At 38.6% G+C, this 24,331-nt stretch carries 18 protein-coding genes and 1 pseudogene; 12 read left to right on the top strand and 7 right to left on the bottom strand.

Annotated features, from left to right (window positions below; all coding sequences use genetic code 11):
* The first annotated feature begins 20 nt into the window (after positions 1-20).
* Positions 21-1,322 carry an HlyC/CorC family transporter gene (locus ACSHXM_RS00975; protein WP_435686843.1) on the top strand — a complete coding sequence of 434 codons (1,302 nt, stop codon included), beginning with the start codon at positions 21-23 and terminating at the stop codon, positions 1,320-1,322.
* 4 nt (positions 1,323-1,326) lie between these two features.
* Here ACSHXM_RS00975 and ACSHXM_RS00970 read toward each other — a convergent pair whose 3' ends face one another.
* Positions 1,327-1,530 carry a hypothetical protein gene (locus tag ACSHXM_RS00970; protein ID WP_435686842.1) on the bottom strand — a complete coding sequence of 68 codons (204 nt, stop codon included), beginning with the start codon at positions 1,528-1,530 and terminating at the stop codon, positions 1,327-1,329.
* Positions 1,531-1,566: 36 nt separating this feature from the next.
* On the bottom strand, positions 1,567-2,043 hold the full coding sequence (gene sixA / locus ACSHXM_RS00965; RefSeq protein WP_435686841.1) for a phosphohistidine phosphatase SixA: 477 nt from the start codon (positions 2,041-2,043) through the stop codon (positions 1,567-1,569).
* 117 nt (positions 2,044-2,160) lie between these two features.
* Here sixA and ACSHXM_RS00960 point away from each other — a divergent pair, with 117 nt between their 5' ends.
* From ACSHXM_RS00960 to ACSHXM_RS00950, 3 genes are all read left to right on the top strand, one after another.
* Positions 2,161-4,917, top strand: coding sequence for an insulinase family protein (locus tag ACSHXM_RS00960; protein WP_435686840.1), 2,757 nt, complete (start codon positions 2,161-2,163; stop codon positions 4,915-4,917).
* 180 nt (positions 4,918-5,097) lie between these two features.
* Entirely contained in the window at positions 5,098-9,603 is a 4,506-nt protein-coding gene (locus ACSHXM_RS00955) for an EAL domain-containing protein (RefSeq protein WP_435686839.1), read from the top strand.
* A 295-nt stretch (positions 9,604-9,898) separates the two neighbouring features.
* Entirely contained in the window at positions 9,899-10,084 is a 186-nt protein-coding gene (locus tag ACSHXM_RS00950; RefSeq protein ID WP_435686838.1) for a hypothetical protein, read from the top strand.
* A gap of 168 nt (positions 10,085-10,252) precedes the next feature.
* Here the strand turns inward: ACSHXM_RS00950 and ACSHXM_RS00945 are convergent, their stop codons facing one another.
* The 3 genes from ACSHXM_RS00945 to fadI form a co-directional block, all read right to left on the bottom strand.
* Positions 10,253-10,447 carry a hypothetical protein gene (locus ACSHXM_RS00945; RefSeq protein ID WP_435686837.1) on the bottom strand — a complete coding sequence of 65 codons (195 nt, stop codon included), beginning with the start codon at positions 10,445-10,447 and terminating at the stop codon, positions 10,253-10,255.
* Positions 10,448-10,604: 157 nt separating this feature from the next.
* A complete protein-coding gene (gene fadJ, locus ACSHXM_RS00940) occupies positions 10,605-12,746 on the bottom strand; it encodes a fatty acid oxidation complex subunit alpha FadJ (RefSeq protein WP_435686836.1) in 2,142 nt (713 codons plus the stop codon).
* Between the two features lie 10 nt (positions 12,747-12,756).
* Complete coding sequence (fadI, locus tag ACSHXM_RS00935; RefSeq protein WP_435686835.1) at positions 12,757-14,067, bottom strand: acetyl-CoA C-acyltransferase FadI; 1,311 nt, start codon at positions 14,065-14,067, stop codon at positions 12,757-12,759.
* Positions 14,068-14,452: 385 nt separating this feature from the next.
* Between fadI and ACSHXM_RS00930 the strand changes: the two genes are divergently transcribed.
* From ACSHXM_RS00930 to ACSHXM_RS00895, 8 genes are all read left to right on the top strand, one after another.
* A complete protein-coding gene (locus ACSHXM_RS00930; RefSeq protein ID WP_435686834.1) occupies positions 14,453-15,409 on the top strand; it encodes an AAA family ATPase in 957 nt (318 codons plus the stop codon).
* A gap of 85 nt (positions 15,410-15,494) precedes the next feature.
* Entirely contained in the window at positions 15,495-16,445 is a 951-nt protein-coding gene (locus ACSHXM_RS00925; RefSeq protein ID WP_435686833.1) for a DUF58 domain-containing protein, read from the top strand.
* Entirely contained in the window at positions 16,445-16,963 is a 519-nt protein-coding gene (locus ACSHXM_RS00920; RefSeq protein ID WP_435686832.1) for a DUF4381 domain-containing protein, read from the top strand. The genes ACSHXM_RS00925 and ACSHXM_RS00920 overlap by 1 nt, the downstream gene beginning before the upstream one ends.
* Positions 16,956-17,972, top strand: a complete 1,017-nt coding sequence (locus tag ACSHXM_RS00915) for a vWA domain-containing protein (RefSeq protein ID WP_435686831.1) — start codon at positions 16,956-16,958, stop codon at positions 17,970-17,972. Before ACSHXM_RS00920 ends, ACSHXM_RS00915 begins: the two co-directional genes overlap by 8 nt.
* Complete coding sequence (locus tag ACSHXM_RS00910) at positions 17,969-19,882, top strand: vWA domain-containing protein (protein ID WP_435686830.1); 1,914 nt, start codon at positions 17,969-17,971, stop codon at positions 19,880-19,882. The genes ACSHXM_RS00915 and ACSHXM_RS00910 overlap by 4 nt, the downstream gene beginning before the upstream one ends.
* Before the next feature lie 2 nt (positions 19,883-19,884).
* The gene (locus ACSHXM_RS00905) at positions 19,885-21,600 is read left to right on the top strand and encodes a BatD family protein (RefSeq protein ID WP_435686829.1); all 1,716 of its coding nucleotides are present in this window, start codon (positions 19,885-19,887) and stop codon (positions 21,598-21,600) included.
* Positions 21,601-21,642: 42 nt separating this feature from the next.
* A complete protein-coding gene (locus ACSHXM_RS00900) occupies positions 21,643-22,200 on the top strand; it encodes a sigma-70 family RNA polymerase sigma factor (RefSeq protein WP_435686828.1) in 558 nt (185 codons plus the stop codon).
* Positions 22,193-22,900, top strand: a complete 708-nt coding sequence (locus ACSHXM_RS00895) for a DUF3379 domain-containing protein (protein WP_435686827.1) — start codon at positions 22,193-22,195, stop codon at positions 22,898-22,900. Before ACSHXM_RS00900 ends, ACSHXM_RS00895 begins: the two co-directional genes overlap by 8 nt.
* 104 nt (positions 22,901-23,004) lie before the next feature.
* Here the strand turns inward: ACSHXM_RS00895 and ACSHXM_RS00890 are convergent, their stop codons facing one another.
* Both ACSHXM_RS00890 and ACSHXM_RS00885 read right to left on the bottom strand, forming a co-directional pair.
* Positions 23,005-23,358, bottom strand: a complete 354-nt coding sequence (locus ACSHXM_RS00890) for a VOC family protein (RefSeq protein WP_435686826.1) — start codon at positions 23,356-23,358, stop codon at positions 23,005-23,007.
* Positions 23,359-23,603: 245 nt separating this feature from the next.
* Positions 23,604-24,331, bottom strand: a pseudogene (locus ACSHXM_RS00885) (alginate export family protein); the annotation flags it as partial.

Here is a 24,331-nt window from a genome sequence, read left to right as displayed (position 1 = left end):
TTTACCAAGGATTTGCCCAGTTGGACAGCATCACCACCAGTAGTTTATTCATAATACTGGGTGTTTTAATTCTACTTTCCGCTTATTTTTCAAGCTCAGAAACCGGCATGATGTCAATTAATCGATATCGTCTAAAGCATCTTGAAAATGAAGGACACAAAGGCGCGATCAGAGTCCAAAAATTACTACAAAGGCCAGACCGTTTAATCGGCCTTATTTTAATTGGAAATAACCTTGTTAATATAGCCGCTTCATCCATTGCGACTATTATATGTATGCGTTTATTTGGCCACTTAGGTTTAGGTGTTGCCACTGCCATTACCACATTTTCGTTAACGTTAGTCGTGTTAATATTTGCTGAAGTGACGCCCAAAACACTAGCAGCACTTTATCCAGAAAAGATATCATTCCCCAGTTCTATCATCTTATTGCCTTTAATGTTTGTACTCTATCCATTTGTATTTTTAGTGAATGGAATTTGTAATGGTTTATTAGCGCTGATTCGTATAAGTCCCGTTAATGATGAAGGGAAAAACTTAAGTCGTGAAGAATTAAGAACAGTCGTCCACGAAGCCGGAGCGCTAATCCCGCAAAAACACCAAGATATGTTAGTGGGAATTTTGGATTTAGAAAAAGTGACTGCTGAAGATATCATGGTGCCTCGTAGTGATATCGTAGCTATAGACATTAATGACGATTGGAAAGATATTCAAAAGCAACTAGTCAACTCCCAACATACTCGTGTTTTATTATTCCGCGATAGTATAGATGATGCAGTGGGTTTTGTGCATGTGCGTGATGCATTAAGACTTTTATCAAAAGATCAGTTCACTAAAGCGTCTTTATTAAGAGCCGTTCGAGAAATATATTACACCCCAGAATCTACACCTTTACATACTCTAATGTATAAGTTTCAAGCGGCAAAAGAACGTATTGGTTTAGTGGTAGATGAATATGGAGACATTCAAGGGCTCGTAACGCTTGAAGATATTTTGGAAGAAATTATCGGTGATTTCACCACTAGCTTTTTACCGGATCACAGTAAAGAAGCTGACGTTCAAACAGACGGTAGTGTGCTCATTGATGGCAGTGCCAACATAAGAGAACTAAATAAAGAACTTGATTGGCACTTTCCAACAGAAGGGCCTAAAACGTTAAATGGTCTAATTCTAGAATATCTTGAAGAAATTCCCGAAGCTAATATCAGTTTACGTTTAGCGGGTTACCCCATAGAAATTAAAGAAATGAAAGATAATATGGTTAAAACGGTCCAAGTTATGCCTGCACACTACCGCTCTGTAGAAGATGAAGTGTCTGAATAAATAACTAAGCTTGTTCGTTTTTTTGACGATTGACTTTAATTTTCTTCTTTAAGACTTCAACTTTATCATTCAAATTACTAAGACGATCAATAATTCCCTGAAGCTCATCATCGTGAGTCAGTTGTGATTCATCAACATGGTTTTTTAACACCTGTTGTAAGTAGGCCGGTAAACTTTTAGTCGTCATGAACAAACTATCGGCCGACACCCTACTTTCCTGAAGAAAAATCCTACTATTTTTTAACTAATTCGGGTGATAGACACACTCTAATAAACCAGCTAATTCTCCCTCGTTGTAATCAATGACAACTATACTTGACGTGTCAAACAACATAGCACATTTATTAATCGTAACTTCTTCTACAAAATAACTCACAAAAGGCATGTGACTAACCAGCAACACGTGTTTATTTTCGCTATCACCGGCGAATAAAGTTCTTAGGTAGTCATGGGCTAATTGCTGATTTCCAGTTGGGATAATGTCGTTAGAAATGAGTTTTTGAGAGCAATTCACTTCTTTACTGACTTCAATAAAGGATTGCTCGGCACGAACAAAAGGACTCACTAAAGCAATATCGACGTGTTGATCTTCACCAAGATACTGTCTTAGCCAAGTACCTGCAACTTGAGCTTGTTTAATACCATTTGGAGTTAAACATCTTGCACTATCTAGTGTGCCAAATGTTTCTGCTTCTCCATGACGCATGATAATTAATTTCATATATTTAATGAAAATCTAGAGGGTATTAAGAATATAGCAAATATTTAGATGAAAAATCCTTAACATCTGAAAATTAGTTTATGCTTGTTAAGATTTCGTAATAAAGAGAGTCGAGTTTTGCGCATAAGTGACCATGACCATCGCCAATTTAAACACTTAACTTTACACAATGGCCTACGTGTTTTTCTAATTCAGGACGAATTTTGCGACAAAAGCGCTGCTTCAATAACCGTCAATTCAGGCCATTTTAATGATGACAATGATTGCCAAGGTTTAAGTCACCTTTTAGAACACATGCTATTTTTAGGTGATCGTAATAACGCTACTGCCAATCATGTACCAAACTTTCTTGAATCAATTAATGGAAGTATTAATGCTCTGACGGGCACTGAATTTACAAGTTATTTTTTAGACTGCCCTGATGAGCACCTACTACAAAGTCTGCACCTTTTGGGCGGAATGTTAATCCACCCTTTGTTTGATGAAGCACTACTAACCAACGAAATTGAAGTCATCGATGCTGAGTTTCAATTAAAAAGAAAAGACGAATTACGTCGCCTTTATCAAGTACACAAAGAAACCTGTAACCAAGTCCACCCTTTTAGTCAGTTTTCAGTCGGCAATAAAGACATATTCCAATCATTTCCGAGTTCTGAATTACAGAAAAAGTTAAAAACCTTACATAACAAATATTATCAACCTCAAAATGCTTGTTTATGTATTGTAAGTCCTTTGCACTTAGACGAACTGCATATACATGTCGAAAACTGTTTTAAATCCTGGAAAAAAGAAACGCCAATTGGTTCAAAAAAGCTCCCCCCCCTTTATGCACCAGAAAATTTAGCGATTAACATCAATATAAAACCAATCGTAAAAACACAACGCTTGATAATTACTTTTGCCTTACCTAATCCTAAACAAGACTTTAGAAGTAAACCCCTGATTATCCTAAGCCATATATTTGGTGATGAAGGAGAAGGCAGTTTATTACATTTTTATAAACAGAAAGGATGGGCAACCAGTGTAAATGCTGGCGGCGGGATCGAAGGAAGTAACTTTAAAGATTTTAATATAAATATTCAGCTAACGCCTGCTGGTATTGGCAAAATCAATGAAATTACCCAAACACTTTTTTCGTTTATTCACCTTATTAAAAACGATGGAATTGAAAGCTGGAGAATAGAAGAAGTTGCCGCTATAAACCAACTAATGTGGCACTACGCAGAGACCACCAAAAGCGTTGATGAAAGTTTGCATATTAGCCAAACAATGTTTGAATATCCCAAAGAGTTTTTGCTCGAAGGAGATTATGTTTTAGATCAGATTAAACCTGACTTAGTCTTAGAGTTATTAGAATATTTTACCCCGGAAAATATGCGGCTTAAATCTATTTGGCCTGATATTAAAACCAACCAAATAGCTAAATATTATGAAACACCTTACGCGGTCGATAAAATAAGTAATCAGCTTATTCAAGCTTTCTCAAATAAAAACGTCGACTCAAGCTTAAACCTCGCTAAACCCAACGAGTTTTTACCAAAAGAACAGGCCATAAAACCAATTAACCAAAAGTTTGACACTCCACAAAAGGTGATTGAAGACCCCGGATTACATATTTGGTATGGCCAAGACAGTAAATTTAACCAACCCAAAGGTGATTGTTATTTAACTTTCGATTGCCTAGCCGTCAATCAAGGGATTGAAGTAGTCACCGCAAAACGTTTATGGATTGCGCTTCTAAATGAAAAGTTAAACCAAAGGTATTACCAAGCAAATTTGGCTGGCATGCATTTTCATTTCTATCCACATCAAGGTGGTTTTTCATTACAAACCAACGGATTTAGTGACAATCAATTAGAGTTTTATAGCAAACTTTTAACCCAAATTGTAAAGCATGAATACTTTGAACACAGTTTCGAACAAGTAAAAAACAGACAATTATTAGGGTTATCTAACAAATTATTAAATAAACCAATAAACAGCCTATTTGCTCGATTGGCGGTGTTGATGCAACAACACAATTACATGCCTTTAGACATGTGTGACGTAATGCAAAGCATCACGCCTGAAGTAATATACCAAACAAAAAATCAACTATTAAACCAATTCCATTTAAAAGGTTTAATGTATGGAAACTGGACTCATGCGGAGGCTCTAGATATTTCCAAAGTGATTAAAAGTTTTAGAAATAACTACAAGACTGGGGACAAAGTACCTCGTGGCGTCGCTGATATTAGACATCAACCAACTTACATTCACCAAGTGGAAAGCCAGCATTCAGATTCTGCTGTAGTCATTTATTTTCAATCTCCGGATGCCGGCGTAAAAAACACAGTCTTAACCATCATTGCAGAACAAGTTGTGTCAGGCCCGTTCTTTCATCAATTACGAACGGAACAACAACTCGGCTACTTAGTTGGTAGTGGTTACATTCCCTATAATCAACACCCCGGCCTTGCGTTTTATGTTCAATCTCCTCAAGCATCGGTAGAGCAACTCGTAGAGGCCATTCACACTTTTATACGACAGATCACTAAAGATTTGAATCAATATACCAATTTTTGGCAAACCATTAAGAATGGTGTCATTAAACAGTTATCAGAAAAAGATACAAACTTAAGTATGAAAGCACAAAGATTCTGGATGGCAATCAACAATCAAGATAATGACTTCTCCCATTCACAGAAAATGATCCAAGCGATAGAAGGTTTAGATTTAAATGAATTAATTGTATTTTTTGAACAGCTATTAGAACGACAGGAATTCGGGGAAATAATTTTGCACTGTGGGACCTATTCAAACAGCAGTAAAGATCAACAATTCCAAAACATTAATGATCCCAAAATATTTAAAAAAACAACGAGATACCTGTAAAAAAGTAGAAAATTGGATGATTTTCCTACAAACCACTTTATTTTATAACATTTGAACGAATTTTATTACATTTCCTCTTGTAGCTAGGCCTCAAATTAGGCATATTTACCTATAAGCGATACGGATACGCTGCAAATTAATAAGAATAAAAATAAGGTAGATATCTACCATAGGTGTAACGTGAATATTCGTAGTAAAATCAATTCAGTTTTGTTTCTTTTATTGTTATGTTTTGAATGTAGTCATTCAACTCATGCTGCAAGTAATGCCTTCGTAAATTACAACAAATCCCATAACCTGATTCAAAATACTGTCACTGATATAGTGGAAGACCGTGATGGTTTTATTTGGTTTTCTACGTTTGAAGGACTAAGTCGTTTCGATGGTTACGAATTCAAGAACTATACGCCTTCAAAAAACGTTAAAGATGCCCTACCCGCAGGTTTTATTAAAAAGTCCCACATAGACAGTCAAGGTAACCTTTGGATAGCAACCGTTAGTGGTTTAGCTAAGTACAATACAATTCAAGACAATTTCACTGTTTTCGATAAAACCAACAGTTCATTAAAAAGTAACGAAATTAATACTTTGGCCAACGATAAAAATGGAGACTTATTAGTTGCCACAAACGAAGACCTATATTTGTTTGATAGTCAGTCAAATAGTTTTCTCCCCTTTTCAATTAATAGAGGGAAACTTCCGAACGAAATTAAATTTATATTGAGCGAACAGGATAAAACTTGGATCGGTAGTTTTGGAAACGGTTTATTTTTGTTGGAACACAGCTCCAATCGGTTATATGACCTAAAACAAAATAATCCTTGGAATATTTCCCTAGATGCCAATTATTTGTTCGACATAAAAAAAGTCGGCCATCAATATTGGTTAGGAACAGAGCTAGGTGCTTATGTTGTCGATCTTACCTTGTCACAAGTAGATTTACTGAGTCCAAACAGCTTACCAGCCATAGCCGGTCAAGAAGTGAGAAGTATCATCCAAGATGGAGATAACCGAGTTTGGCTTGGCACCTCTACAGGAATTAGCATTTTAGATGAAAATCAAAACTTATTATTGACCTATGATGATCAAAACAACATTGATTTTGGCTTAAAGAGTAGCCATTTCTACCGACTTTACGCAGACTCTAATAACACTATTTGGCTCGGTACCTATTCTGGCGGTGTTTATAAACATACGCCTAAAGCAAACGACATAAAGTTATTCAGCCCTTCTTCGAGTAACCCTAACTCTCTTTCTGGGAAGAATATCTGGGGAATGAAAGAAGGTAGTGATGGAAAAATTTGGATTGCTTCACAAACAGCGGGTATCAATTCATTCTCTCCTGACACGGTCACCTTCCAAAGATATTTAGCTGATTTTAAACATCACATATGGTCGATAACATTAGACGATTTAGAACAGATTTGGATTGCAAGTTCAGGAGGGTTATTCGTATACGACCAAAATGGCAATTCAAATTTAACGCTTAAGAAAACTCTTTTTGCTGACGAAAGTATTTTGAAAGCTAACTTTTTGGATGGCAAAATATGGCTGCCAACCAAAAATAATTCACTTAGTTGGATCGACATACAGAACTTTGAAATTCATTCAATTGCTTTATCCAATAAAAATATCAGTTCGGTCAATCCTTTATTCTTAGATAGTAACCAAAATATCTGGTTCGACACTAATATCGGTATCTTACATTTCAACATTGTGACAGAACAAATTACCCGGCTCATTTTAGATTTTGCCAACAATGATACAAGTTACGTCAACAAGGTTATTGAAACTGAAAACGCCTTTTGGTTATCTTCAGCAGTCCACGGATTGATCACAATAGACAAAAATTCCTACGAGGTGATTTATCAACTCAATATGGAAAATGGGCTGAGTAGTAATCAAGTGTTAAGTGCGTTCATCCACAAAAATAGCATGTGGGCAGCACATTCAAATGGCGGTATCGACGAAATATCCTTAAGCACACATAAGGTTTTACAAAACATTGCCCCTGAAATGTTCGATTTCAACGAGTTAAATGAAGGGGTTGGGTTGCTTACGAGTGATGAACATATTCTGTTTGGTGGTGGTAATGGCTTTTTAATGTTTGACCCTAACCAGTTGTCGGTGGAAAACCAGTTACTCAACATGCCAAAAAATGAAGAAAACAAAGCACCTTCTATCATGCAATTCCGAGTATTTAGCCTACCCGTTACGATTCACTCAGAAAATACACCTCTCACGGCTCCGCTACACTTATTGAACAACATAGATTTACCTTATGAGTCTAATATGTTGAGCTTTAAATTTGCGCAAATCAATCCAGCAATGCCCGAAGCCGTAACATACCGGTATAAATTAAAAGGTCTATCGGACAAGTGGATAGAAACCGTATCTGAGTCACCTCGGTATGCACACTTCTCTCATTTGAACTTTGGAACATATGAGCTGCAAGTGCAAAGTAAAACTGAATTATCTTCATGGTCACCCACTCGTACCTTAACTATTAATATTGCTCCGCCGTTTTGGTTACAAAAAAATGCTCTCGTCATATATGGCATACTCAGTATATTGATTTTGTTATATATTTTAAAACAAGCTAGAAACCGCAGCGCTATACAATTATCAATTCAAGAAAACGAAGAACGTTTAAAACTAACTCTTTGGAGCAGTGGCGATGAGTTATGGGATTGGGATATTTACCAAGGTCAGGTTTTCCGTTCAAATACTTGGGGGACTGTTGACTTCCCGCAGGACGACATTCGCGTCAACAGCTCCTACGAAGCGAATATCCACCTTAATGATATACCTAGAGTACAAGAGTCTCTTGATGCACATCTAAAAGATAAATCAGAACACTACGAAGTAACCTATAGAATAAAAACCTACAAGGGTGACTGGTTATGGGTGCTTGATAGAGGGAAAGTAGTGGCTAGAGACAGTAACAGCCAACCTCAGCGTATGACAGGTACTCTCAAAAACATTAGCCATTTAAAAGTTGCTGAAGAACAATTAAAGCTATTTAAACGTTCAATTGAAACTATTTCAGATGGTGTGTTTATTACCAATACAGAGTTTAAATATATTTCTGTAAACAACTCTTATTGCAAATATACAGGTGAAACCAGAGAGCAAGCCTTAGCCAGTTATTTAAGCTTCCATCAATACCCTGGTGCATTTACTGAAGAAGTGAAAAAAGCCCTAAAACACAAAGGTAATTGGATTGGTGAAGTTGAATCTCGCAGAGTAAGCGGCGAAAAGTATGAGATGGAACTTAACATAGATGCCATTACCGATGAAGATGGTAAAATTAGTCACTATGTTGGTGTTTTTTCTGATATCACAACACGTAAAAGTACTGAAAAAGAACTATTAAAACTATCTAATACCGATCCATTAACAGAGTTACCTAACCGCTCTTTCTTTTTGGCCAACCACGCCAACATAGTACGCAGAAACACGCCACACGCGCTAATTTGTTTGGATATGGATAACTTCAAAAAAATTAATGATTCGCTCGGTCACCAAACAGGTGACATGTTAATTAAACAAATTGCCAATCGTTTACAAAAACTAGCCGGTACCTCTGCCACAACCTACAGATTAGGGGGTGACGAATTTAGCGTACTCATAGACAACACTACTGACATTCATAAGATTACGCACTTTGCTCAATCAATCTTAGACGTCATGTCTCGCCCCTTTATTATTAATAAACAAGAATTTGTATTGGGTGCTAGCTTAGGCATAGTGTTTTACCCAGAAGACGGCATATCTCCGCAAGAGCTATTAAAAAATGCGGATACCGCTATGTATTTTGCAAAAAATGCCGGTGGTAATAAGTATCAGTTCTTCAGCGGCGAAATGAATCAAAATGCAGTTAGACAACTACAAATTGAAAATCTAATTAGACACGGTCTAAAAGAAGACCTATTTACAGTGTTTTACCAACCCAAGGTTGATATTGCCAGTGGCAAACTGGTTAGCATGGAAGCCTTAGTGCGATATGAGCACCCTGTAAAAGGCATCGTCAGCCCTGCTCAGTTTATCCCTCTAGCGGAAGAAACAGGCCAAATTATTGACATTGGAGAGGTGGTGTTACGAAAAGCCTGCCAAGAAACCAAAAAGTGGGTAGACGCAGGACTATTCACAGGTCGAGTAGCTGTAAACATATCCGCAAGACAATTTGAAATCCCAGATCTTGATGACAGGATCATGAATATCTTGCAACAAGTTGGCCTATCCCCTTTACATTTAGAGTGCGAGATTACTGAAGGCACCTTAATGCAAAACCCAGAAAGTGCATTAACTATGATGCAACGCCTAAGAGAACGGGGTATTCACTTAGCACTGGATGATTTCGGCACAGGGTACTCTTCTTTGGCCTATCTAAAACGTTTCCCCATTAACACTCTGAAAATAGATAAAGCCTTTATTGACGACATAGCCAAAGCCTCTGAAGACAGGTACATGACTCAATCTATCATCACTATTGCTCACAACTTAGGCTTGAAAGTAGTAGCTGAAGGTGTCGAACATGAAGACCAGTTGTCAATTTTACGACGCTTTAAATGTGAAATGTTGCAAGGTTACTTGTATAGCAAGCCTCTCAATACAGTAAGGTTTGAAGCATTGTTAAAAGAAAACAACCAACTACGTAAAATAATTCAAAACGTGAAGGCATAAATTGGCCAGCGCGCATTAAAACCTGCCACTCTGAGGCAGCTACTTGCCGCTTCAGTTATTTACTGATTTCACCTACACCCTGCAGACTTTGCTTTACTTTTAAACGATTGAACAAAAAACAATCGATTTCATTTGGAGTTGTTTTTTAACCGCACAAAGGTGACACTTTTGTTAAATTTTTGTTACACGAGGATTAAAACAGTGAAAGTTGGCACAGTTTAAGCAGTAATGATGTCGACCGACGTAAAAATGTCGGCGAACTTAAACGTCAATAAAAAAACGAGGAAAGTAAAAGATGTTAAAAGCTTATGCAGTAGCAATGGTACTCGCAACAACTCCAGTTGCAGCTAAAACAGAAAAAAGTGTTCAAGCTCCAACTAAAAGTCAAACGACTCAGGCTAAAGCTAAAGTAACAACTAAGAATGGTCTTAGAGCTGGTACTATTAGATTCGGTCTTAGAGCTGGTACTATTAGATTTTAAAGACAACACATCTAAACTTTCAAAGTAAAGATAAGATAATCCAAAAGAGAGGGAACCTCTTTTTTATCTTTAGTCAAAACCCGCTCACAGGGACTTACCGAGCAAACACCTTAACAACTCATTCGTCTACTTGATTTTTAGCGAATATGATTGTGTCGTTTTCCCAAGTTAAACTTGAAACAATACGCTTTCAAACCCTCTGGATTTTAATAACTTAACTCTTTGTCTAGACTTAAATAATGGATAGATAAAAGGACCAAATATTAACCCTGCAACCGCCCACTTCTTAGCTGTCAATCCTGTTTTATGAGATTGAATATAATACAGTACACTGAATACTAACGAACCTAATACAAACAACATCTTCACACCCTTACCGATTTATTTTAACACTCTCGTAACCTTCTGCTACGCCCTAACAACCAATCGGTAGTTTATAGGCCCTATTTTACTAAATAATCAGGCAAAAAAAAGCTGGCTCAAGTATTAATTGAGCCAGCTAGGTATATCAGATTATTCTTTAATAGAAAGAATTTCCTTCTTCAACCATTTTCTTTAAACAATCAGCTGGTGCATATTTATCACCTAATAATGACTCATAGTGTTCTAATCGATCAATAACATGAGCAATACCAAGCGTGTGCATGTAACGGAATGGCCCACCTAAAAATGGAGGGAAGCCGATGCCAAAGATAGCACCTATATCTCCATCTCTCGCATTTCTAATAACCCCTTCATCCAGACACATAGCCGCTTCATTTAGCATTAATAAGACACAACGTTCTGATATTTGCTCTTTACTTAATGTACTAGAAGGAGTGAGCCCTAAAATAGTATAGATTGACTCATCCACTTCTTTACCCGGTTTTTTACCCGAATAGTTATAAAACCCACGCTTATTCTTTTTGCCTTTACGATCATCCGCTAATACTTTCTCAAAGCCGGGATTAAAAGCAAACCGGTCACCAAATTGCGCCTGCAAAATAGGACCTATTTTAGTACCAACATCAATACCTACTTCATCCAGCAATTTAACCGGTCCCACAGGAAAACCAAATTTAACCAGCGCCTTATCAATATGTTCGATCGGTTCGCCACTCATTAACGCTTCAGCTGCTGCATTCATGTATGGAGCGAGAATTCGATTTACATAGAAACCCGCGCCATCTTTAACGACTATTGGTGTTTTCCCTTGCTTTTTAGCAAGTTCAACCGTTGTAGAAATAGTTTGGTCAGATGTTTTGTCATGGGCAATGACTTCGGCTAAGGGCATTTTGTCTACAGGGGAAAAATAATGTAACCCAATCACCTGCTCTGGTCTTTGCGCTTTTTCTGCAATTTGTGAGATGGGTATAGATGAAGTATTTGATGCAAAAATAGTATGTTGTGCACAGTTATTCTCAACTTCTTCAACCATTTTTTGTTTTAGTTCTAAATTTTCAAACACAGCTTCTATCACTACGTCAGCATTACCTAGTCCGGAATAGTCCAAGGTTCCGGTTAACAGTGACAATTGTTTTTGCATTTCAGATTTTTTAATAAAACGGCGTTTAACTTTTTTATTTAAAATGTCGTAACTGTACTTTATTGCATTGGATATACCTTCAGGACGGATATCCTTAATACGGGCTGATAAACCGGCCTTTGCAGCTGTGACAAAGGCTATGCCTCCTCCCATGAGTCCTCCCCCTAATACACCTATTTTTGCAAGAGGTGCAGACTCTATACCTTGTACACCGTTTTCTTTTTTCATTTCGGTGGTGGCAAAAAATAAACTTCTTAGTGATTCTGACTCTGGCGTTTTAACTAAGTGACCAAAATGCCTAGCTTCAACCTCTAGGCCCTTGGTTAAGCCTTTATTTAACCCTGTTTGGATACAATCTATAATTAAGTCTGGTGAGGGATAATTACCTTGAGTTTTACTTAATGTTTGCTTACGAGCCTGATTAAACATCAAGTTACGACCCACACCAGTATTTTCTAAAAACTTACCCATCAGATCTAATTTAGGCCCTTTGCGCTTAGGTTTTGATTTTTTGGCTAATTCTACTGCTACGTCGAGTAGAATAGATTGAGGAACTATTTCATCTACAATACCGTACTTCTTAGCTTGTTTAGCTCGAACAGCGCCACCCGTTAACATCATTTTCATGGCTTGTTGCACACTAATTAAACGCGGTAACCTTTGGGTGCCACCACTACCTGGTAATAATCCTAATTGCACTTCAGGTAATCCCATTTGGGTTTTCAGATCATCACTACACACGCGGTAGTGACAAGCTAATGCCAACTCTAAACCGCCACCTAGCGCGGGGCCATGAATAGCAGCAACAAAAGTTACTGACATATCTTCAATACGCTGAAACATGTCTTGCCCACTTTTTGCTATGGCAGTGGCATCTGCGGCAGATTCACAAGCCGCCAACATACTAATGTCGGCCCCCGCTACAAAAGAATTTGATTTACCACTAATCAACACCACACCTTTAATATTGGCATCTGCATTAATTTGTTTTAATACCGCATCAATTTGCTCTGCAAATTCAATTTTTAGCGTGTTCATAGACTCGCCAGGCACATCCATAGTTAATATAGCAACACCGTCTTCACGCACATCTAGGGTAAAAGCACTCTGTGTTTTGTTGTTTTCAATAGTTGTCATAATTTCTACCCTACTCCGTTTCAACAATCATAGCGGCTGCAAGTCCACCAGCGGCACATGCGGTTAATAAACCTGAACCACCGCCTCTGCGATTAAGTTCATTTAACATTTGAGTAATCATACGTGTTCCTGTTGCCGCAAATGGATGTCCATAAGCCAAAGAGCTTCCCATAACATTAAATCTGTCCATGTCCACATCACCAATAGCTTGCTTTCGACCAAGTTTGTCTTGGGCAAATTTATCACTGCCAAACATTTTAAGGTTAGCTAACGTTTGTGCAGCAAAGGCTTCGTGCATTTCAATTAACGTGAGGTCATTTAGGGTCATTCCCGCGCGATCTAATGCCATCGGGGTGGCGTAAGAAGGACCCATTAACATATCTTCCCAAACATCAATCGCGGCCCAAGCGTAGCTCTTTATATAACCTAGAGGTATATAACCTAAGGCCTTCGCCCGGCTTTCGGTCATCATTAAAATAGCAGACGCACCGTCTGTTAATGGCGTGGCATTGGCAGCGGTTACAGAGCCATGTTTACGATCAAATACTGGGCGTAATTTTGCGTAACCTTCTAATTTTGAATCAAAACGTACGTTATTGTCTTTTTCAAATGGTGCTTTATAAGGTTCTGGATAAGCGGTCATCACTTCGTTCGCTAATTTACCATCAGTCCAGCTTTGCGCCGCTAGTGTATGAGATCTATGCGCTAAGGCATCTTGATCTTGACGACTAATTTGATGAGTTTTTGCCATTTGCTCAGCCGTTTGCCCCATTGATAACCCCGTAGAATATTCAGCTACTGCCGGAGGAACAGGCAACAGGTCTTTCAAACCCAATTTTTTTAATACGTTCCACTTTTGACCTAAGGTTTTCGTTTTTTGCAAATCGACTAGAGCCCGGCCTAACTTTTTAGACACACCAATAGGAGATACTGATGTAGAGTCTGCTCCACCCGCTACACCCACACTAATATTTCCAGACATCATAGATTCAGCAACACTTACAGTTGACTGAAAACTAGTAGCACAGGCCCTTGAAACACTGTAGGCATCAGTTTTGATATCCATACCAGTGCCCAATACAATCTCACGCGCAATATTAGGCGCTTCTGGCATTTGAACCACTTGACCGTAAACTAACTGTTCAATAATTTTTGGATCGAGATCATTACGGGTAATCATTTCATTGACCACCATTTTGCCTAAATCAACAGCAGGCACACCATGAAAATTCGTTGCCATTTTAGCAAAGGGAGTTCTCAAGCCAGCAACAATAGCGATCCTATCGCCGTCTCTTGTTTTAACTATTTGTTTACTTGTCATCATTTAGCCTTATTAAATTTGCAAAACCAGTGGTCAGACCTGTGGCGTTTTGAGTGATTGTACAGAGATACTCTCAGGACTTCAAGAGGGTCTAAAAAACCAACATCCCAAACAAATTAAATCTATATAAAACAAAAACATACTAACCAACAATAATTAGCAACTACAGTCAAAGTTAGGTTGATTTTCTGTTTATTATAGAAGATTAAGGGTATTCCACCTGTGTTCACTCGTTACAAATAATTATAAAAATTAAAAGGTTTGTAACATTGTTTTTCCAGAGGATGAACCTTATATCAGGTACCATTGTCTGTAAGGACAGTTAGTTTTATAAGAAATACTGTGTTTTAAATAATTCCCAGTTAAGAAGGAAATAGTTTACGCCATGCCAGTCGCTCAATTTAATCAATTACAAGCCTATCTAGACAGTCAAGTTATAGGTCAACAAACACTGACAACCAACATTTTAGTCGCGCTATTAGCTGATGGACATTTATTAGTTGAAGGGCCTCCTGGCCTCGCAAAAACGCGTGCAGTAACTGCACTGGCTAAAAGTGTTGAGGGTGATTTTCATCGAGTACAATTTACTCCTGACCTACTGCCAGCAGATTTGACAGGAACCGATATTTACCGTCCTGAAACGGGTAACTTTGTATTTCAACAAGGCCCTTTGTTTCATAACTTAGTGTTGGCAGATGAAATAAACCGCGCACCAGCCAAGGTGCAATCAGCTTTATTAGAAGCGATGGCGGAACGTCAAATTACTGTAGGTAATAAAACCTATAACTTGCCTGAATTATTTTTAGTTATGGCGACGCAAAATCCAATAGAGCAAGAGGGAACTTACCCCCTACCAGAAGCTCAATTAGACAGATTTTTAATGCACTTAGAGATTGATTACCCGGGTGCAGAAACCGAAATGGAAATATTGCGCTTAACCCGTGATGAGGCCATGCATAAAGATCCAGTCAGTCCACCAAATTTATCTCAAGCTGATATCTTTGCTGCTAGACAAGATGCGCTTAAAATTCATCTAGACGAAAGCCTAGAACAATACTTAGTGCAATTAATCATTGCCACGCGTCAACCTGAAAAGTACAACGCTGAACTCGCTACTTGGATTGAGTTTGGTGCCAGCCCAAGAGCTACGATAGCTTTAGACAAATGTGCTCGAGCTCACGCATGGTTGATGGGTAGAGATTTTGTTGGCCCTGACAATATACAAGCAGTATTTCATAACGTGTTACGTCACCGAGTTTTGCTTAGCTACGAAGCCGAAGCTGAAGGTATTGGACGTAACCAAGTGTTAGACAAAATTTTACAGCTAGTACCTGTTCCGTAATTTGAGTGTTGCTAATTTATAAACCAATAGGTTAACAGCTATAAAGTTAAAAACATTTACGTTATGAATAAGTACAGGTAAAAACATGCAAGATATTGCACAGTGGCTAACTAAACATCACAGTAATGGCGTTGATCTTGGAATAAAAGAATTAATCCATTACCAAGGAAAAACGGGGTTATTAAACCTTTCTCCTCGTAAAGCCGTACAAGCCAAATTGGCCGGCGCTTACTTGGCCAAAACCAAAGGTCGAGGTATGGAGTTTGACGAAGCTCGTCATTACCAAGCTGGCGATGACATTCGGGCTATTGATTGGCGAGTCACTGCGCGTACAGGTAAGACCCATACCAAGTTATATCGAGAAGAAAAAGAACGTCCCGTTTTTGTATTGACTGATTTGTCGTCGAGTATGCAATTTGGCACCCGGCTCCTTTTTAAATCAGTACAAGCCGCACATCTTAGTTCACTCATAGCCTGGGCTGCACGAAAACGCGGTGACCGAATAGGTGGGTTGGTATTTAACCAACACCAACATATTGAATGTAAACCTTTCACGCGACAAAAAGCCGTATTGTCTTTTCTTAATAGCATGATTAAAGTGCAACAACAGCCACAAGATCAACAAAAACCGCAAGTAACATTAGCAGATGCCTGTGCAAGAATACGTCGTCTAGCCCACCCCGGAAGTCTAATATTTATTATTAGTGATTTTAGTCAGTTAGACGATATTGCTAAGCAACATATTTCTCAATTAAGTAAACATTGTGAAGTGATAGCTCATCCTATAAGTGATCCCTTTGAACACCAATTACCTAAAGTTAAAACCAGCCAAAGAGTGGCGTTAAGTGATGGTAAAAATAGACAACAAATACTTTTAGGTGAAAAAGGCACGGAGCAGGAATACAGTAAACAACATCAAACTTATTTCGACAAACTTAAACACACACTTAAACAATGTAAAGTGCAAGTCGTTGAGATTAGCGCAGGCGTTCCATTAACGGAACAACTCGATCCGTTTTCTGGAGGTAGACGTTAATGAATCCTTTAGAAAACCTACAAGATATTCATAATCCAGCGGAAATCGGTCTGTGGCCTTTCGCTTATGGGTGGTGGATATTGGCCTTTGTCATTTTACTGGTAATAGTATTAAGTACAAAATGGCTACTTAAATATTATGCCATTAGAAAAAACAAAAAACTGGCGCTTCAAGAATTAAAACAAATTAACCGCGATGAACCCAATTATTCTATTCAAATCAACCAGTTATTAAAACGTGTATGCATGGTTTATTTTCCAAGTACACCTGTTCAAAAGTTACATGGTGATGAATGGGCACAGTTTCTTTTGGCCACTTTACCTTCTAAACAAGAAGTTAAATTGTCTAGTCAAATTAAAGCGTTACAAAATAATTTATATCGCAAACATAGTGAAACCACTAATACCAGTGACCTAAACGAAATACCAGATTATCAAAGCCTTGCGGCTAATTGGATAAAAATAGCTGTGCCTCCATCAAACAAAACAAAACAAAAACTGGAGCAGAATTATGCTTGAGTTTGAATGGTCTTGGGCATTATATGCCCTGCCCTTACCTTTATTAGCCTTATTGCTGCCGAGTAAAAAGCAAGGGCAACAAGCAGCCCTTAGAGTACCAAGTTTAACCACGGGTATAGAAACCACGCAAACTCATAAGGGCACAAATAAACTAAAACTATTACTCGCCATCATTGCTTGGATTGCATTGGTGTTGGCCACAGCTAGACCTCAATGGTTAGGCGAGCCTGTCAGTATTCCAGCAGAAGGGCGGGACTTAATGATAGCGGTGGATCTATCCGGAAGTATGAAAATTGATGACATGCAAGTCAGAGGACGACAAGTAGACAGACTAAGCATGATCAAATTTGTGTTAAGCGATTTTATCCAACGCCGTGTTGGCGATCGACTTGGATTAATATTGTTTGCAGATACAGCCTATCTGCAGGCACCACTAACTTACGATAGAGAAACCGTTAACCAACTTTTAGATGAATCATTAATTGGTTTAGTAGGTGAACAAACCGCCATTGGTGATGCCATTGGATTAGCGATTAAACGTTTTGAAGCACGTAAAGAGTCGAACAAAGTACTGGTATTATTGACCGATGGTCAAAATACCGCAGGGAATATTACACCTGAACAAGCCAATGAATTAGCCGTGAACAACGGAGTCACTATCTACACTATAGGCGTGGGTGCAGACAAAATGTTGGTTCAGAGCTTTTTTGGCAATAGGCAAGTTAATCCATCTCAAGATCTCGATGAAGATATGCTGACACAAATTGCCACCTCTACTGGAGGCCAATATTTCAGAGCAAGAGATGCACAATCCTTACAACAAATTTATGCCACCTTAGATGAATTAGAACCAATCGCCAGAGAAAGTAAACAGATGCGTCCACTTAGAGCTCTGTACTTTTACCCTTTGGGAATAGCTCTACTTCTTACTGTACTGATGGCACTTGGACCATTGCTTAAAGAATGGTTATTTAATAATCGCACAAAAAATATTGGGGGCAACCTATGATGGATCAATTGTCCTATTTACATGACTTTCATTTCATTCGTCCACATTGGTTGTGGGCAATTATTCCGCTTTTAGCCATTGTTGGGTTAACTCGGCATATTCAAAAACAACAATCTGGTTGGCAAACTGTTTTAGCCAATCATTTGTATCAACATCTAATGACCAGTGAAGGGGCTAAAAAAACACGGCCTCCCCTGTTTCTTTTAGCTTTAGCTTGGATCATTGCCACTCTAGCGTTAGCTGGCCCTACATGGGAAAGGCTGCCTCAGCCTGTATATCAACTCAATACGGGCAAAGTCGTTCTCATTGATATGTCTTTATCAATGCGAGCCACGGATGTTACTCCCGATCGACTTACCCGAGCTAAATACAAAGCAATAGATTTAGTTAATGCTATAACCGAGGGAGAAACCGGGTTAGTGGCCTATGCGGGTGACGCTTTCACTATAAGTCCGTTAAGTTCAGATGCACAAAACCTCACAACACTGATCCCAAGTTTAACCCCCGAAATCATGCCGATTGCAGGTAGTGACCCAGCATTAGGTTTGCAATCAGCAATTGAATTGTTAACCAATGCCGGCTACCAACAAGGTGAAATATTTTGGATAACCGATGGTGTTGAAAACCAACAAATGCAGGAGGTCAGCGAGATCCTCAATAACTCATTGTATAGGTTATCGATATTGGCGGTAGGCACAGAGGAAGGCGCACCTATTCAGTTAAACAATGGCGAATTATTAAAAGACAGCCGCGGCGCTATTGTTATACCTAAATTAACTACCAGTAACTTAAACTCCATTGCCAAGTCAGCAGGCGGCAGATATGCCCCTATGCAAGCTGATGACAGCGACATTAATTATTTGATTGACCAAAGCCTTATCGAGCAAAACGATGACCAAGAAGAGAATGAAAAACAAGGGGACAAAGAAAACTTTGGCGACAAATGGCAAGAAATGGGGCCATATTTATTATTAATCCTATTACCAATTGCAGCTTACGCATTTAGGCGAGGTATCATAACCGTAATATTTGCCGCGTTTTTACTGCCTGTATATACACCATCTGCACAAGCTGATTGGTGGCAAGATATGTGGAAAACTGACAATCAACAAGCAATGCAGTCCTATAAAAAAACGGATTACGAAAAAGCAGCTGAAAAGTTCAACGACCCAATGTGGCAAGGAAATGCACACTACAAAAATAAAAATTATGAAGAAGCGTTAAAATCCTACTCTCAAATAGACAGTCCACAAGCTTTATACAATATGGGTAATACGCTGGCTCAAATGCAAGAGTTAGACAAAGCCATCGCCGCTTACGAGCAAGTATTAGCACAACAACCAGATCATGAGGATGCTTTGACCAATAAGGCTTTATTGGAAAAATTAAAACAACAACAAGAACAACAGAATCAAGATCAATCTGATGGCGAACAAGGCGACCAGTCAGACCAAGATCAACAACAAGATGGCGAGAACCAGCAAGGCGATCAACAAGAGCAAGACGGTGAGAGCCAGCAAGGAGAGCAACAAGAGCAACAGCAGGATGGACAAGAGCAACAGCAGGATGGACAAGACAGTCAATCTGAGCAAAACCAAGAACAAGAAGAGCAGCAAGGCGCACAAAACGAGCAAACCGAAGAAGAACAAAACGAGTCTGAAGAACAGCAGGCTGCGCAACAAAACGAAGAAGAAACTGAAAACCAATCAGAACAAGAGCAACAAGCTCAAGCAATGCAAGGTCAAGAAGAAGAGTTAACCGACGAGCAAAAAGAACAAATGCAGCGCATGCAAACCTTGTTAAACCGAGTACCAGATGATCCAGCATTTTTATTAAAACGCAAAATGCAGATTGAAGCTCAACGACGCAAAAGAGAAAGGTTACCAACAAATATTCAGGGGAATTGGTAGTAGTGAAAAGTTTAATAAATAGTTTTGGCCGATTAAGTATCGTTTTATTGGCGTTAAGTACCTCATTACAGGCTCAACAAGTGGAAGTCACCGCAAGTGTTGATAAAAACCCTGTAATGGCTGACGAGTCGTTTAATCTCACCATAGAAGCAAAAGGTGATGTAGACAGAGGTGCATTTGATTCTTCACCTTTGCTCAAAGATTTTACTGTAGGTAGAACCTCTGTAAGTTCACAAACTCAGATGATTAATTTTACAACCACACGAAGCACTACGTGGACAACCGTACTTATTCCCAAAAAGAGGGGCATCTACCAGATCCCTGAATTTGACATTGCCGGCAGTAAAACAAAGGAAATAGACTTAATAGTCGTCCCTCCAACAACCAATAATAGCTCACAGGGTCGGGATTTATTTATCACCACTAACGTCGACATTGACAAAGTTTACTTACAACAACAAGTTCATTACACGGTTAAGTTACACTTAGCAAAAGATCTCCAAAGAGGTAGTTTATCCAGTCCAACCTTAGAAAATGCGGATATTCGCCAAATCGGTAAAGACAAAGAATACAACCAAATAGTAGACGGCAAGCGCTACCGTATAATTGAACGTTCCTTTGCCATTATTCCGCAACAAAGTGGAACATTTACTATTGAAGGGCCTCTTTTTGAAGGTGAAGTCGTCGACAATAGTCGTCAAAGTTTCGGTTTTTTCAATCGTAGCAAAGCAGTAAATCGTGTTGGACCCGCTCAAGAAATTGAAGTGTTGGCCATCCCTAGCAAGTACAACGAGCACTGGTTACCTAGCGAGTTCGTACAACTAGATGATGAGTGGCAAGGAAATATTGATAGCTACATTGCGGGAGAGCCAATTACACGCACTATCACCTTAACCGCTATGGGTGTCATTGAAGAACAACTTCCTACTATCAATAGTCAATACCCTGATTCTGTGAAAACCTATCCAGATCAAGCTGAAACCACCACAGTAGAAAAAGACAATACCTTAATCGCACAACGTAAAGAATCCATTGCAATCATTCCTAGCCAGGCAGGAGCATTAACCATACCTGAGGTTAAAATCCCGTGGTTTAATACTATCACTCAAAAAACGGAATACGCCATTTTGGCAGCCAAAACCATACAAGTGAAACCGGCTGTCAATCAACCTGGTACCGGATTACCCAACACTCAAACGGCGATCCCAATAACACCGAGTGCGCAAGACAATGCTGCTCCATCATCGACGATACAAGTGCAAGGTGTTGAGCAATATTGGCAATGGTTAAGCATTTCTTTGTTCGTATTGTGGTTAATAACCCTATTGGCATGGTGGAAACATGTTTCTAATCGGTCTACAAAAAACCTCACTTCAGTACAATCAGAAGTACGACATTCAGAAAATGAAAAATCCACTTGGAAGGATTTAGAAAAAGCCCTTAATCAGGGACGAACTCAAGATATACACTCACAACTTAGCCTATGGTTAGCTCACTTAACTAACCACCGAAAAGCAAGCTTAGAGCAAAGTTTAAAGTTAATTAATAACCAGAAACTAAATAATCAAATTGAGAATTTATTAGCCGCTCGATACGCTAAAACTCAAGCTAGCTGGAATAGTGATGAACTACATTCGACTTTACGTGAGCTTAGAAAAAGCTGGTCACAGCAAAATAAAGCGAATTCGTCTTTACAGCCGTTGTATCCTAATGCTTAATATGTTCTGGTTCTTGCCTACCAAAAGATTAGGTAATTAAAAATGTTTTCACGAAAGCAAAGTAACAATGCCTCGGTCTCTAATGATATGGCGAATAAACAACAACGCTATGAAGCATTAGTACTGGCTCTTCATAGTGATATATACCGCTACGCGATTTGGTTGGTAAAAGACAAATCCGTTGCGGAAGACATAGTACAAGAAACCTTTCTTAGAGCTTGGAAATCTTTAGATTCACTAAAAGATGAAAAGGCGGCTAAGTCTTGGTTAATTACCATTTTACGTAGGGAAAATGCCCGACGTTTTGAACGTAAACAATTTGATTTAGTTGATATAGATGATGTGTCTGTTATTGACGAGTCTCTCAGTAACGAAGTTCAAATTGAGCATAAAGAATTACGAACAATTATGGCTTCGCTCAATGAAGAATATAGAGAACCTTTGATGTTGCAGATAGTATTTGGCTATAGCGGTGAAGAAATAGCTAAACAACTCGATTTAAATAAAAACACGGTAATGACTCGGTTATTCAGAGCCAGAAACCAAGTTAAAGAAGCATTAGAAAAAGCCACAACGCTAAGGGAGGTACACAATGGATGATTTAGAATTTCGTCGTACTTTGTATGCAGATCCCAACTCTACCGATGAAGAAGTATTAAAAGCATCACAAGACGATCCTAAAAAACAAGAATTTATTCAAGAGTTAAAAGAGCTTGACCGTAAAATGTGTGATGCAAGCCAAGTCAAAGTGCCTAAAGATCTGGCTAGCAAACTGATTTTGCGTCAAACCATGCATAATCATCAGGTCACGAAAAAGCGTCATCGCTTTCAGTTGGCAATGGCCGCTTCAGTCGCATTTATAATGGGTATCAGTTTTACGTTATGGCAACAGGTTAACCTTATTAATATGACCGAACATGCTATCGCTCATGTTCGTGCTGAGGGAGGTTACGCCTTGGATGCTAATGAAAACATTAGCATCCAGCAGGTTAATGCCAAACTAGCCAGTTTTGGTGGACAACTATCTGGTGAGATTGGCCAGATTTATTATGCCAACTTTTGTGATTTTGATAATGTCAGAAGCCTACATATGGTGATGCAATTAAACGGACAAAAAGTATCTGTATTTGTGGTACCTAATAATGACAATTACGACAACAAGAGTCAGTCAAATGACAAAACCTATAAAAGCCAAACCGTTGATTTTAATCAAGCTAGTTTAGTGATTGTTGGCGAACAGGATTCAGATATTTCTATGGCAAAGAAAACACTTAGTAAAAGCTTTAAATTTTCAACCTAATTTAAAATAGAGTGAACTAATCAGTTATCTCATAAAAAACGCGCTGTTAGCGCGTTTTTTTTATAAAATAAAGAAGGTCTCCCGCCCCTACTACGGTCGGTCTGTTACTTCTCACTCCAAATAGCATATTCATTATCGTTCCTATCAGTAAAATGAAAACGTCTACCACCTGGAAAATCAAATGTAGGTACTTTAATTTTTCCACCCGCAGCTAGAATATCCTCTTGGCTCTTTTCCAAGTTATTACTGTAAAGAACGACTAATACACTGCCATTTTCAACAGACACATTATTCTCAGAAACAAATAAACCGCCATCAATTCCCGCCCCATTAATCGCTGCATAATCGTCCCCATAATCTTTAAACTCCCAACCAAACACTTCTCTAAAAAATGCTTTACTTGAGGCCATTGCTTTAACAGGAATTTCAATATAATTAATTTTATGGTGATGAGTCATGATGCTGCCTTAATTTCACTGAGTTATTATTAAATGTACTGCTTAGTATTAACTAATTCCAGTTTTCAGATGTAACAAAGTGCCTAATAGTTATTTAATGGAATTTGTAATAAGCCAATCCAAACTAGCAGATAAAAATAAACCCGCTTATCTTTGCAAATAAGCGGGTTTAACCAATCAAGATTAGCGTAATTCTAATGTTTTACCTATATCTAGAGTTTTATATAGTAAACAAGTTGGCTTAATTAAAACTTAGCGCCAACCCAAACCCATACTTTATCCGTATCAACTTTAATATCACCAGCTGAATACGCCGCGTACTTGATACCAGCAGAATAATGTTTACCGTACTTTTTACCGTATGAAATATCTAATTCACTGCCTAGGTCATCGACTGTTGCCGTTGAGCTGTCAGCTTCAAAATTGTGATATACCACTGTCCAACCACCACCTAATGCTTTACCAGCAAGTGTGAAAGAAGTATCAACTAAACCTTCATTTGGTGTACCTAAGAAGACATCAGCCCAACCGTTAAACTTGTGAAGAGTCGCTAACGGCGTGGCAAAACCCTTCATACCATCGTCAGAGCCTAATACTTCATAACCTACTTTAGCTGTCACGCCAGAAAATACCGCCGCTGCTTCTAACATCAAATAATCGGTACTAAAATCAGTAGCCGCTGTTTCGTTGCTCTGAGACGCATATTCAGCAGCATAAGTTATTTTTGTATCGCCAGCTTTGGTAGCGCCTTTAAAACTCACACCGAACGTATCTAGGCTATTTTCTGTGCCATTATCAGCTTCAAGTAAATATCCATATCCGGTTAATGTTCCGACAGAAGATTTATATGAAGCGTTGAATAAATGATCTTTTGCATCAACATCAGCGTCTTGTGCAAAAATTCTATTACGTTGATCAATATAAGCATATTTTAACGTTAAATCTTCACTGACCGAATACTGCGCACTTAAAC

The sequence above is a fragment of the Paraglaciecola sp. genome, from assembly GCF_051252315.1.
Lineage (GTDB): Bacteria > Pseudomonadota > Gammaproteobacteria > Enterobacterales > Alteromonadaceae > Paraglaciecola.
Note: the sequence above shows the minus strand (reverse complement) of the source record. Positions and strands in the feature narration are given on the sequence as shown.

Coding starts and splice junctions, on each gene's coding strand:
- fadJ (WP_435686836.1), bottom strand. CDS start 12,746: ATGACAACTATTGAAAACAACAAAACACAGAGTGCTTTTACCCTAGAT.
- ACSHXM_RS00950 (WP_435686838.1), top strand. CDS start 9,899: ATGTTAAAAGCTTATGCAGTAGCAATGGTACTCGCAACAACTCCAGTT.
- ACSHXM_RS00890 (WP_435686826.1), bottom strand. CDS start 23,358: ATGACTCATCACCATAAAATTAATTATATTGAAATTCCTGTTAAAGCA.
- ACSHXM_RS00895 (WP_435686827.1), top strand. CDS start 22,193: ATGGATGATTTAGAATTTCGTCGTACTTTGTATGCAGATCCCAACTCT.
- ACSHXM_RS00900 (WP_435686828.1), top strand. CDS start 21,643: ATGTTTTCACGAAAGCAAAGTAACAATGCCTCGGTCTCTAATGATATG.
- ACSHXM_RS00930 (WP_435686834.1), top strand. CDS start 14,453: ATGCCAGTCGCTCAATTTAATCAATTACAAGCCTATCTAGACAGTCAA.
- sixA (WP_435686841.1), bottom strand. CDS start 2,043: ATGAAATTAATTATCATGCGTCATGGAGAAGCAGAAACATTTGGCACA.
- ACSHXM_RS00920 (WP_435686832.1), top strand. CDS start 16,445: ATGAATCCTTTAGAAAACCTACAAGATATTCATAATCCAGCGGAAATC.
- ACSHXM_RS00910 (WP_435686830.1), top strand. CDS start 17,969: ATGATGGATCAATTGTCCTATTTACATGACTTTCATTTCATTCGTCCA.
- ACSHXM_RS00925 (WP_435686833.1), top strand. CDS start 15,495: ATGCAAGATATTGCACAGTGGCTAACTAAACATCACAGTAATGGCGTT.
- ACSHXM_RS00945 (WP_435686837.1), bottom strand. CDS start 10,447: ATGTTGTTTGTATTAGGTTCGTTAGTATTCAGTGTACTGTATTATATT.
- fadI (WP_435686835.1), bottom strand. CDS start 14,067: ATGACAAGTAAACAAATAGTTAAAACAAGAGACGGCGATAGGATCGCT.
- ACSHXM_RS00915 (WP_435686831.1), top strand. CDS start 16,956: ATGCTTGAGTTTGAATGGTCTTGGGCATTATATGCCCTGCCCTTACCT.